Source organism: Methylobacterium terrae (assembly GCF_003173755.1).
Lineage (GTDB): Bacteria > Pseudomonadota > Alphaproteobacteria > Rhizobiales > Beijerinckiaceae > Methylobacterium > Methylobacterium terrae.
In genome coordinates, this window is the sequence record NZ_CP029553.1 from 3331782 (window position 1) to 3343168 (window position 11387).

General features: G+C 71.4%; 13 protein-coding genes. 9 read left to right on the forward strand and 4 right to left on the reverse strand.

All coding sequences use genetic code 11. From position 1 onward, the window contains the following. Positions 1-2: 2 nt before the first annotated feature. Genes DK419_RS15320 through DK419_RS15335 form a run of 4 tightly spaced genes read left to right on the forward strand, consistent with a single transcriptional unit; the run spans position 3 to position 3113 of the window. Complete coding sequence (locus DK419_RS15320) at positions 3-935, forward strand: branched-chain amino acid ABC transporter permease (RefSeq protein WP_109959835.1); 933 nt, start codon at positions 3-5, stop codon at positions 933-935. Then, a complete protein-coding gene (locus DK419_RS15325; protein ID WP_109959836.1) occupies positions 932-1702 on the forward strand; it encodes an ABC transporter ATP-binding protein in 771 nt (256 codons plus the stop codon). Before DK419_RS15320 ends, DK419_RS15325 begins: the two co-directional genes overlap by 4 nt. Continuing rightward, positions 1689-2345, forward strand: coding sequence for an ABC transporter ATP-binding protein (locus DK419_RS15330; protein ID WP_109959837.1), 657 nt, complete (start codon positions 1689-1691; stop codon positions 2343-2345). The genes DK419_RS15325 and DK419_RS15330 overlap by 14 nt, the downstream gene beginning before the upstream one ends. Positions 2346-2363: 18 nt before the next feature. Beyond that, complete coding sequence (locus DK419_RS15335) at positions 2364-3113, forward strand: SDR family oxidoreductase (RefSeq protein ID WP_109959838.1); 750 nt, start codon at positions 2364-2366, stop codon at positions 3111-3113. A gap of 151 nt (positions 3114-3264) precedes the next feature. Here the strand turns inward: DK419_RS15335 and DK419_RS15340 are convergent, their stop codons facing one another. After that, entirely contained in the window at positions 3265-3861 is a 597-nt protein-coding gene (locus tag DK419_RS15340) for a phasin family protein (RefSeq protein ID WP_109959839.1), read from the reverse strand. A gap of 463 nt (positions 3862-4324) precedes the next feature. Next, on the reverse strand, positions 4325-5215 hold the full coding sequence (gene mutM, locus DK419_RS15345) for a bifunctional DNA-formamidopyrimidine glycosylase/DNA-(apurinic or apyrimidinic site) lyase (RefSeq protein ID WP_109959840.1): 891 nt from the start codon (positions 5213-5215) through the stop codon (positions 4325-4327). 118 nt (positions 5216-5333) lie between these two features. Here mutM and ubiE point away from each other — a divergent pair, with 118 nt between their 5' ends. The 3 genes from ubiE (at position 5334) to DK419_RS15360 (ending at position 9062) form a co-directional block, all read left to right on the forward strand. Continuing rightward, positions 5334-6092, forward strand: coding sequence for a bifunctional demethylmenaquinone methyltransferase/2-methoxy-6-polyprenyl-1,4-benzoquinol methylase UbiE (ubiE, locus tag DK419_RS15350; protein WP_109959841.1), 759 nt, complete (start codon positions 5334-5336; stop codon positions 6090-6092). A gap of 10 nt (positions 6093-6102) precedes the next feature. Beyond that, a complete protein-coding gene (gene ubiB / locus DK419_RS15355) occupies positions 6103-7653 on the forward strand; it encodes a 2-polyprenylphenol 6-hydroxylase (protein WP_109959842.1) in 1551 nt (516 codons plus the stop codon). Positions 7654-7832: 179 nt separating this feature from the next. Next, complete coding sequence (locus tag DK419_RS15360; RefSeq protein WP_109959843.1) at positions 7833-9062, forward strand: ABC transporter substrate-binding protein; 1230 nt, start codon at positions 7833-7835, stop codon at positions 9060-9062. A 4-nt stretch (positions 9063-9066) separates the two neighbouring features. On the opposite strand, the gene DK419_RS15365 is transcribed toward DK419_RS15360, so the two are convergent. Together DK419_RS15365 and phnF are read right to left on the reverse strand one after the other, a co-directional pair. After that, positions 9067-9294, reverse strand: coding sequence for a hypothetical protein (locus tag DK419_RS15365; RefSeq protein WP_109959844.1), 228 nt, complete (start codon positions 9292-9294; stop codon positions 9067-9069). A gap of 168 nt (positions 9295-9462) precedes the next feature. Then, the gene (gene phnF, locus DK419_RS15370; RefSeq protein WP_109962328.1) at positions 9463-10203 is read right to left on the reverse strand and encodes a phosphonate metabolism transcriptional regulator PhnF; all 741 of its coding nucleotides are present in this window, start codon (positions 10201-10203) and stop codon (positions 9463-9465) included. A 170-nt stretch (positions 10204-10373) separates the two neighbouring features. Between phnF and phnG the strand changes: the two genes are divergently transcribed. Together phnG and phnH are read left to right on the forward strand one after the other, a co-directional pair. Beyond that, positions 10374-10799, forward strand: a complete 426-nt coding sequence (gene phnG / locus DK419_RS15375; RefSeq protein WP_245443019.1) for a phosphonate C-P lyase system protein PhnG — start codon at positions 10374-10376, stop codon at positions 10797-10799. Further along, positions 10799-11386 (forward strand): phosphonate C-P lyase system protein PhnH, encoded by a 588-nt coding sequence (phnH, locus tag DK419_RS15380; protein WP_109959846.1) that lies wholly within the window; start codon positions 10799-10801, stop codon positions 11384-11386. Before phnG ends, phnH begins: the two co-directional genes overlap by 1 nt. Position 11387 lies beyond the last annotated feature (1 nt).

Sequence of the window (11387 nt, forward strand, 5' to 3'; positions counted from 1 at the left end):
CCGTGACCCGCCGCTCGGAAACGCTCCTCGCCTTCGCGGGCGCCGTGCTGATCGTCGTGCTCGCCTACGCGGTGCCGTGGCTGCGCTTCGTGCTCACCATCGCGCTCGCCAAGGGGCTGGCGGTGCTCGGCATCCTGCTGCTGCTGCGGGCCGGCCAGGTCAGCTTCGGCCACGCGCTGTACCTCGCGCTCGCCGCCTACACGGTCGCGTTCGGGGCGCTCGCCATCCCCGAGGCGCTGCTGCTCCTGCCCCTCGCGGCGATCCTCGCCGGACTGGTCGGCCTGCTGATCGGCCTGTTCGTGGTGCGCTACCGCGAGATCTTCTTCGGCATGCTGAACCTCGCGCTCAGCATGGTGTTCTACTCGGTGCTGGAAAAGTTCTACGCGCTGACCCACGGCGCCGACGGAATCCGGTTGCCCCCCGTCACCGTCCTGGGCCGGCCCCTGGCGGGAGAATCGGGCGAGTGGACGGTGCTGGGGATCGCCCTCGTCCTGGCGCTCGCCTGCGGCGCGCTCGTGCGGGTGGCGCTCGCTTCCCCGCTCGGCGAGGCGCTCGCCGGCATCAAGACCCGCGAGACCCGGCTCGACTTCATGGGCGTGTCCCCGAAGCGCGTGCTGCTCGCCGCCTACGTCGCGTCCGCCGTGATGGCGGGGTTCGCCGGCGCGATCATCGCGCTCACCACCCGCCACGTCACCCCGGCGCTGAGCTACTGGACCACCTCGGGCGAGCTCGTCTTCATCGCGATCCTCGGCGGGGCCGGCAGCGTGATCGGGCCGTTCCTCGGGGCCGCGGCCTACGAGCTGACCCGGGTCTACGCCGCGGCGACCTTCGCCAATGCCTGGCAGATGGTGCTCGGCCTCGTTCTGCTCGGCGTCATCGTGTTCGCGCCGGGCGGGATCTGGGGGATGATCGCGAGCCGCAGGAGGGCCGCATGACCGCGCTTCTCCAGGCCCGGGACCTGCGCCTCGCCTTCGGCGGCCTCAAGGCCGCCGACGGGATCGACCTCGACGTCGAGGACGGCGAGTTCCTGGCGATCATCGGCCCGAACGGCGCCGGCAAGACCACCTTCATCAACATGACGACCGGCTACCTCAAGCCGCAAGGTGGCTCGATCGCCTTCGAGGGCAAGCCGATCCTCGGCCTGTCGCCGCGGCGCATCGTCGGGCTCGGGGTGGCGCGCAGCTTCCAGCTGCCGCAGCTCTTCACCGAGCACACCGTGCTGCAGAACGTGGCGCTCGCGGTCGCGGCCCGCGAGGGCATGTGGTCGGTGCTCAACCCGCTGCTCCGCCCGCGCTTCCGCGACGAGGCGGCGGAGCTGATCGCGCGCTTCGGCCTCGCCCGCATCACCGACGTGCGGGCCGACGCCCTCAACGAGGGCGCGCGCAAGCTCGTCGACATCGCGATGGCGGTGGCGCTCCGCCCCCGCCTCCTCATGATGGACGAGCCGACGAGCGGCGTCGCGGCGGCCGAGAAGATGGCCATCGTCGAGACCCTGGTGCGGGTCCTGCGCGAGGCCCGCGTGACGGCGGTGTTCGTGGAGCACGACATGGAGGTGGTCGGGCGCTTCGCCGACCGGGTGGCGGTGTGGGGCCAGGGCAAGATCGCGGCGCTCGGGCCTCCCGCCCAGATCCTCAACGACCCGGAGGTGCAGCGCACGGTGATCGGCATCGCTCCCGGTGGAGGCGCCCATGCTGCGGCTTGAGGGGGCGGCGGTCGAGATCGCGGGGGCACCGGTCCTGCGCGGCGTCTCGCTCCAGGTGCCGCCGGGGGGCCGCGTGGCGCTGATCGGCCGCAACGGCGCCGGCAAGACCACGACGCTCCGCGCCCTGATGGGGCTGCTGCCCTTGCGCGAGGGGACGATCACGCTCGACGGGCGGGAGGCCGGCGCCGTGCCGGCGCATCACCGCGCCCGGCTCGGGATCGGCTACGCGCCTGAGGAGCGCAAGCTGTTCGGCAGCTTCACGGTGCAGGACAACCTGCTGCTGCCGGCCCAGGTGCTCGGCCTGCCGAAGGCGGAGGTCTCCCGCCGGCTCGATTCCGTCTACGCGCTCCTGCCGGAGCTCAAGGACTTCGCCCCCCGCAAGGCGGCGGGCCTGTCGGGCGGCCAGGGCAAGATGGTGGCGCTCGGCCGCGCGCTCATGGTCGGCACCCGGGCGGTGCTGCTCGACGAGCCGTTCCAGGGCCTCGCCCCGGCGCTGGCCCTTCGCTACGCCGAGGCCCTGGCCCGCCTGCGGGCCGCGCTCCCCGACGTCGCGATCCTGATCACCGAGAGCAGCCCCGACCTGCTGCGGGCGCTCGTCGACACCACCATCCAGATCGAGCGCGGCGAGATCTCGGCCGCCTGACGTTGAAGGAGTGATCCCATGAGGCTGAACGGCAAGGTCGCGATCGTCACCGGCGCCGGCGGCGGCTTCGGCGAGGGCATCGCCAAGCGCTACGCGGCGGAGGGCGCCAGGGTCGCGGTGCTCGACCTGCGCGGCGATGCCGCCGAGCGCGTCGCGGCCGAGATCGGCGCGTCGGCGATCGCCATCGCGGCCGATGTCGGCAGCGCCGCGGACGTCGAGGCGGCGGTCAAGCGCACCACCGAGGCCTTCGGCACGCCCCACATCCTCGTCAACAATGCCGGCACCACCCACCGCAACCAGCCGCTGATGGAGGTCGACGAGGAGGCCTTCGACCGGGTGTTCCGGGTCAACGTGAAGTCGATCTTCCACTTCGTCCGCGCACTGGCGCCGGCGATGCGCGACAACGGCGGCGGCGTGATCCTGAACGTCGGCTCGACCGCCGGCATCCGGCCCCGTCCCGGCCTGACCTGGTACAACGCCTCGAAGGGGGCGGTGAACCTGATGTCGAAGTCGCTCGCCGTCGAGCTGGCGCCCTGGAAGATCCGCGTCAACGCGCTCTGCCCGGTGATGGGCGAGACCGGCCTCCTCGAGGCCTTCATGGGCGTGCCGGACACGCCGGAGAACCGGGCGAAGTTCGTCGCCACGATCCCGCTCGGCCGGATGTCGCGCGCCTCCGACATCGCCAACGTGGCGCTGTTCCTGGCCTCGGACGAGGCCGAGTTCATCACCGGCGTCGAGATGCCGATCGACGGCGGGCGGACGGTCTGACCCGATCGGGCCCGCGCCTCCCGGTCCGGAGGCGCGGGCCCTCCTGCGGCTGGAGCGGCGCCCGATCACGTCGCCATCGGGCGCCGCTCTAGGTCTTCGATTTTGCGCATTTTCTAACGACGAACCGGTATCCGCTTCGTCGGAAGATGCTCTAGCGCGACGCCGGCAGCGGCGTCACGCCGGCGCAGATCTGCCCGATCTCCTCGAAGGAGCGCAGCGACGCCTCGGTGACGGTGCGGGCATCCTCGACCAGGCTCTGCACGCTCTCGCGCATCATCTCGCTCTGGAGCATCGAGAATTCCTGCATCGTGCGGGCCCCTGCGAGCCGCTTCAGCCCCTCGAGGTTGCGCTGCCAGCGCTTCTGGCCGAGCTCGACCGAACTGCGCCAGGCCTCCTGCACGGCGTGATTCATCACCGTGCCGCAGCGGCTGACCGCCTCGGAGTTCTTCCGCGCCTGCTCGGCGAAGCGTTCGCCGTCCTCGTTGCCGACGCCCATCGTCCGCTGCAGTTGCTCGGTGAACTCGCGCGCCGTGCGCGAGACCGTCTCGACGCTCATCTGCACGATCTGCTGCGCGTTGTCGGCGGTTTGACCGCGCAGGGCGCTGGCCTTCTCGACGTTGTCCTTGGCGATGTCGGCCATCTTGGACACCTGCGCGGCGCCGTTGTCGATCCCGTTCGACGCTCCGTCCGGAGCGCTCTTCATCGGCTCGGTCTTCTTGGCCTGTTCGGAGTGCTGGGTCGCAGCCATTTGGATACTCCTCGTCTCTGCCGGACGACGTGCCTGAGCCCCTCTCCTCCCAGGACGTAGTTCAATTTATTGTATTTCTAGGTATAATGTTCGATCGACGTCGCGCTTATTGTCATTTTTGCGACGCGTCGTGCATAAAATACAACTCGGGCGAGAGTGCGATAACATACGATAAGATCGAAAATTTCGTTGGAGGCGGGGATTACGATGCTCGATGGTGGAATGGGCGCGGGAATGGCGCCGTAGCGGATCGGTTGCCGACGAATGCTGTCTCGATCCCGTCGGCAATCCTCCGCGCCGGGTCCGGCGAGGCATCGGGCATCGGCCTCGACGACGCGCCCGCCCCCGCACCGGTAGGAGCCCACCCGGACAACCGGCCGTCTCCACGGGATCCGCGCACCGACCTCGTCGGTGAGCCGCCCGTAACGGGGGAAGCTCACCCGACCGGGCAACGCACGCTCCCTCACCCCGGCTGGCACGTCTCGCAGAAGAACGTCGAGCGCCCCGACTGGACCAGCCGCCGCACCACGCCCCGGCAGCCCTTCGCCGTGCAGGCCAGCCCCTCCCGGTCGTAGACCCGGAAGGCGTGCTGGAACGCGCCCGCGCTGCCGTCGGTGTGGACGTAGTCGCGCAAGGTCGAGCCGCCCGCCGCCACCGCCTCGGTGAGAACGTCGCGGATCACGGTAGCGAGGCGCTTGGCTTTCGCGGTCGGGCGGCCGGCGACGTCGGCCAGCGTTCCGGCGGGTGCTTCCGGGTGGAGACGCGCCCGGTGCAGCGCCTCGCAGACGTAGATGTTGCCCAGACCCGCGATCAGCCGCTGGTCGAGGAGCGCGGCCTTGAGCGGCGTGCGCTTACCCCAGAACAGCCGCGCGATCGTCTCGCCCGAGAGTTCGTTGCCCAAGGGCTCGATGCCCATGCCGGCGAAGTGGCGGCAGGTGGCGAGATCGGCGGACGGCACCAGGTCCATGAAGCCGAAGCGGCGGGCGTCGTTGTAGACGACCCGGGCGCCGTTCGAGAGATCGAACCGGACGTGGTCGTGCTTCGACTGGCCCTGCGCGCCCTCGAGGTAGAAGTCGCCGGGCGACACGTGCCGGCCGTCGGGCAGGTGCACGTCGAAGCGCCCGCTCATGCCGAGATGCATGATCAGCGCCTCGCCGGAGGACAGTTCGGCGACGAGGTACTTGGCGCGCCGCGACAGGGCGGTGACCTCCCGTCCTTTCACCCGCGCGGCGAAGCGGGCTGGGAAGGGGAAGCGGAGGTTCGGCCGGTTCAGCACGACCTCGGTGAAGCGGGCGCCGACCATCGCCGGCTCCAGGCCGCGGCGCACGGTCTCGACTTCGGGGAGTTCCGGCATCTCTCGTCCGTGAAGAAGGGGTGGGCGCGACGAAGCGCACCCCCCGTCGATGCAGGCCAAGATGGTGATTTCCCGTCCGCTTCGCTATGCAGGCCGCCACGACAGGGGACCAGACCGCATGGCCGGCGACGAGACCAGCACCGATTTCGGCTTCGAGCGCGTCCGGCTCGCGGAGAAGCAGGACCGCGTCAACGAGGTCTTCCGCTCGGTGGCCAAGCGCTACGACCTGATGAACGACCTGATGTCGGGCGGCCTGCACCGGGCCTGGAAGAGCGCCTTCGTGTCGACGTTGCGCCCCTCGCGCACCCGGCCGTTCCGCCTGCTCGACGTCGCCGGCGGCACCGGCGACATCGCGTTCCGGACGCTCGAGGCCGGCGGGCCCGACACCAAGGTCACGGTGCTCGACATCAACGAGGCGATGCTCGGCGTCGGCCGCGAGCGCGCCGGGCATCTTTACGGCTCGCGCATCGACTTCGTCGCCGGCAACGCCGAGTCGCTGCCGCTGCCGGGCGACACCTTCGACGCCTACACCATCGCGTTCGGCATCCGGAACGTGCCGCGGATCGAGCACGCGCTGGCGGAAGCCCACCGGGTGCTCAAGGTCGGCGGTCGCTTCCTGTGCCTCGAATTCTCGCATGTCGACGTGCCGGGGCTCGACAAGATCTACGAGGCCTACTCGTTCAAGGTGATCCCGCGCCTCGGCGCGATGGTCGCCGGCGACAAGGAATCCTACCAGTACCTCGTCGAGTCGATCCGCCGCTTCCCGACCGCCGGCAGCTTTGCCCGGATGATCGAGGAGGCGGGCTTCGGTCACGTCACCCACCGGCCGCTCTCGGGCGGCATCTGCGCCATCCATTCCGGCTGGAAGCTCGCGTGAGTCGCCGCCCGTGCTGAGCCTCGTCGCCCACCTCGCGCGGGGCATCCATGTCGGCTGGGTGATGGCGCGCGAGGGCGCGCTCGCCTTCGTCGACGCCGCCGAGCTGCCGCCCCACCTGCGCCTCGTCCTGCGGCTCGGCCGCAAGCTCGAGCGGCCGAATCTCGGCCCCGGCCGCCTGCCCGCGGCGCTCACCCGGCTCGGGCCGTCCTACGTCAAGTTCGGCCAGTTCCTGGCGACCCGGCCCGACATCGTCGGCGTGGCGGCGGCCCGCGACCTCGAACGCCTGCAGGACCGGGTGCCGCCCTTCCCGCAAGACGTCGCGGTCGCGACCCTGGAGGCGACCCTCGGCCGGCCGCTCCACGCGCTGTTCACCTCGTTCAGCGAGCCGATCGCCGCCGCCTCGATCGCCCAGGTGCACAAGGCGCATGTCCGCGAGCCGGACGGCACCGAGCGGGTGGTCGCGGTCAAGATCATGCGGCCGGGGGTGCGCGAGCGCTTCGCCCGCGACATCCAGGCGATGCGCTTCATGGCCCGGGTGGTCGAGGCCCTGCGCCCCGAGGCCGAGCGCCTGCGCCCGCGCGAGGTGGTGGAGACGCTCGCCCGCTCGGTCGCGATGGAGATGGACCTCCGGCTCGAGGCCGCCGCCCTCTCGGAACTCGCCGAGAACATCAAGGACGATCCCGAGTTCCGGGTGCCGCAGCCGGTCTGGGAGCTGACCGGCCGGGACGTGCTGGCGAGCGAGTGGATCGACGGCATCCGCCTCAACGACCGTGAGGCGATCGTGGCGGCCGGCCACGACGTGGCGGCTCTGGGTCAGACTGTGATCCAGTCCTTCCTGCGCCACGCGATCCGGGACGGCTTCTTCCACGCCGACATGCATCCCGGGAACCTGTTCGTCGATCCGGCCGGGCGGCTGGTGGCGGTCGATTTCGGCATCATGGGCCGGCTCGGCATCAAGGAGCGCCGGTTCCTCGCGGAGATCCTGCTCGGCTTCATCCTGCGCGACTACCGCCGGGTGGCGGAGGTGCATTTCGAGGCCGGCTACGTCCCCTCGCACCACTCCGTCGACGATTTCGCGCAGGCCATCCGGGCGATCGGCGAGCCGATCCACCAGCGCCGGGCCGACGAGATCTCGATGGCGAAGGTGCTGACGCTCCTCTTCGACATCACGGCGCTGTTCGACATGAGCACCCGCACCGAGCTGGTGATGCTCCAGAAGACCATGGTGGTGGTCGAGGGCGTCGCCCGCTCCCTCGACCCGCGCCTCGACATGTGGACGAGCGCCGAGCCGGTGGTGCGGTCCTGGCTCGCCCGCAACCTCGGGCCGATCGGCCGGGCCGACCAGGCCCGCCGCGCGGTGCTGACCCTCGCCGACGTCGTCGCCGACGTGCCCGACCTCGCGCAACGCGCCAAGCGCGTGCTGGTGCGCCTCGACGAGGAGGGCCTGCGCGAGGTCTCCCGCGTCGAGCGGCGCATCCGCATCGAGACCAAGCGGATGGTGTGGTCGACCCTGGCCCTGTGGGTGATCGCCGGGTCGCTGCTGGCGATCGCGTTGCGGTAAGGGGAGTCCGGGGATGCTGGCATACGCTTTTTTCCCACCCACGACCCCAAGATGAGGTCGTGGGTGGGATGAGGAGAGAGGCCGTCCCGACTTGCGCCCGGCGCCCTCACCCGCTCTGATGGGTCTCACGGCGCCGTGATCCGCCCAACGAGAGGTGGAAGGCGCCCGGGAGAACGCCCATGCTCAACCCCCTCCGCGCCACGTTGCTCACCGCCGCGGCCCTCTGTGCCCTCGCCGCCCCGACCCGTGCCGCCGAGCCGCGACTCAGCGACGGAAAGGTCAAGCTCGCGGTGCTCAACGACATGTCGAGCGTCTACGCCGATTCCACCGGCCGCGGCTCGGTGATCGCCGCCGAGATGGCGGTGAAGGATTTCGGCGGCAGCCTCGACGGCAAGCCGATCGAGGTCGTCTTCGCCGACCACCAGAACAAGCCCGACGTCGGCTCGAACATCGCCCGGCAATGGTACGACCGCGACGGCGTCGACGTGATCCTCGACGTGCCGACCTCCTCGGTCGCGCTCGCCGTGCAGCAGATCGCCAAGGAGAAGGGCAAGCTCCTGATCGTGTCGGGCGGCGGCACCTCGGACCTGACCGGCGCGCAATGCTCGCCGACCGGCATCCAGTGGACCTACGACACCTACGCGCTGTCCCACGTCTCGGGCAGCGCCGCGGTCAAGCGCGGCCTCGACACCTGGGCCTTCGTCACCGCCGACTACGCCTTCGGCCACGCGCTCGAGCGCGACGCGGTCGCGGAGGTGAAGCGGTCGGGCGGCAAGGTGCTGTCTACGGTGCGGGCGCCCTTCGCCACCGCCGACTTCTCGTCCTTCCTGCTCCAGGCGCAAGGCTCGGGCGCCAAGCTGATCGCCTTCGCCAACGCGGGCGGCGACACCGTCAACGCGATCAAGCAGGCGCACGAATTCGGCATCGTCCAGGGCGGCCAGACCCTGCTGGCCCTGCTCATCAACATCGACGACGTGCACAGCCTCGGCATCGAGGTGGCGCAGAACCTGCTCCTCACCACCGCCTTCTACTGGGACCGCACGCTCGAGACCCGCGCCTTCGCCACCCGCTTCAAGGAGAAGGCCGGGCTGATGCCGACGATGCACCAGGCCGGCGTCTATTCCTCGGTGCTGCACTATTTGAAGGCCGTGCAGGCGGCCGGGACCGACGACGCGAAGACCGTCATCGCCAAGATGCGCGAGACCCCGGTCAACGACATGTTCGCGACGAACGGCCGGATCCGCGAGGACGGCCGCATGGTCCACGACATGTACCTGATGCAGGTGAAGACCCCGAAGGAATCGACCGGCGAGTGGGACCTCTACAAGCTTGTCGCCACCGTGCCGGGGGACCAGGCGTTCCGGCCGCTCAATGAGGGCGGATGCCCGCTGGTGACGGCCGCGAAGTAGCGGGTCAGCGCTGCATGTTGCGCAGGCGGCAGTAGCCCCCGTTGTCCTGGTAGCCCGCCGGGCAGCGCCGCACGCAGGCGCCGGCCGCGAATTTCAGCGGCGGCCGGCAGACCTGGCCGCGGCCGAGCTGCCGGCGCTGGTACATGTAGTCCTGCGCCGGCCCGGCTTGCGCGGGCGTGAGCGGCAGGGCGGCGGCGAGGAACAGGGCGGCGCAGGTCAGGCGGGCGAGCATCGGGGAACTCCGGCGCGGGGCGCGGAGGTAACTGCCTCAGGGGCAGGAAGTTCGCGGCCTGGACGTCGGCGCGTGGCCTCCTCCTCTCCCCGCCCGCGGGGAGGATGCGTTCCGCGCCTCTTCTGTCCGGGGCCGCCCCACGGAAGGGCGGAGACCGACAAGGGCCTTCTACCCCTCCACCACCAGCTCCACCCGGTCGGCCGCGAACAGGCTGCGGGTCGCCTGGATCGGCACGCCCGCCGCGTCGACGTTGACGCTGGTGAGCACGATCAGCACCCGCCCCGGCGCGAGGTCGAGGCGGGCGGCCTCGTCGGCGCTGGCCGGGCGGGCGTGGATGCGGGTGGACAGGCGGGTGTAGTCGGCGATGCCGAACTCCGCATAGGCGCGGGTGAGCGAGCCGAGCGTGGCGTAAGCCTGCGCGAATCCCTCGAAGCGGGGCAGCGGAAGGCAGGTGCGGGCGGTCGAGAGCGGCGTGCCGTCGGCGCGGTGGATGGTCAGCAATTCGAGCATCGGATCACCAGGCGTGAGCCGTAAGGCCTCCGCGGTGGCGGGATCGGCCGGAGCCTTCTCCGCAGCGATCAGGTCGCCCCAGGCCTCGCGACCGGCCTTGCTGACGATCTCCGAGAACCGGGTGCGCCGGCCGATCGGGTAGGCGAGCCGCGTCGTCTCCACGAAGGTGCCGCGCCCCTGGGTCGCCCGCACCAGGCCGCGCTCGGCGAGGACCGCCAGCGCCCGGCGCACGGTGTGACGGTTGACGCCGAACCGCGCCGCGAGCGCGGCTTCCGTCGGCAGCTGCGCGCCCGCGACCAGGCGCCCGGCCTCGATGTCGGCCGCCACGCCGTCCGCGATCTGGCGCCAGGCCGCCAGTCCCTCGCCTCGCGCCAGAACCGTCACCACACCGTCCGTCATTTGGCCGTCGCCGCCCGCATCCATACCGTCATCCAAACTTCATTTGCCCCGGGTTCGTCGGTTGTCTACACCATTAGACAACTGAGATGCCAGCGGACCCCGCGATGCCCGATTCTAGAGCAAACACCGGCGGCACCGAAGCGCCCGACCACGCCGCCCGCCGCGCCGTGATGGCGCTCTGCGGCGAGGCCCGCCCCGAGGAGCTGCGCCGGGCGCTGGCGCAGCTCGGCGCGACCCGGGATTCGGACGACCTCGTCGAGGACCTGCGCCCGCCCGAGACCGGCCTGGTGATGACCCGCGGCCGCATCGGCGGCGACGGTCGCCCGTTCAACCTGGGCGAGGCGACCGTGACTCGGGCGGCGGTGCGCCTTCCGGGCGGCGAGACCGGCTTCGCCTACCATCTCGGCCGCGACCGGGCGAAGGCGCGGCTCGCCGCCACGCTCGATGCCTTGTGGCAGGTGCGAGAGCGGCGCGCGGCGGTGGAGGCGGCACTCGCGCCCGTCGCCGCCCGCCGGGCACAGGAGCGCGCGGCGCAAGCGCGCCGCATCGCGGCGACGCGGGTGAACTTCTTCACCATGGCCAGGGGGGAGGATTGATGCTGGCCCGCGGCTTCCACGACCCCGTCCACGACGCCCAGGGCGTCTTCCGCGCCGTGATGGACGCCCTGGCGCGCCCCGGCACGATCCAGGCGCTCGCGACGGACCTCGCGCCCCCCGGCCCGCTGACCCCCGAGCTCGCGGGGATCGCCCTGGCGCTCGCCGATGCCGACGCGCCGCTCTGGCTCGACGCCGGCCTGGCCCGTGACCCGGCGGTGGCGGACTTCCTGCGCTTCCACACCGGCGCCCGCATCACGGAGGACCCGAGCGAGGCCGCCTTCGCGCTGGTCTCGGATCCCGCCGCCTGCCCGGATTTCGGGGTCTTCGCGCAGGGAATGCCGGCCTATCCCGACCGCTCCGCCACCCTGGTGCTCGCGGTCTCCGACCTCTCCGACCGCGAGGGCTGGCGCCTCGACGGGCCGGGCATCCGCGGGAGCGCCCGCCTCACGGCCGCGCCCCTGCCGGCGGATAGCCTCGCCCGCCTCGCCCGCAACCACGCCGGCTTCCCGCAAGGGGTCGACCTGATCCTCGCCGCAGCCGGACGCCTCGCGGCGCTGCCGCGCTCCACCCGCGTCACCGGAGGCTAGC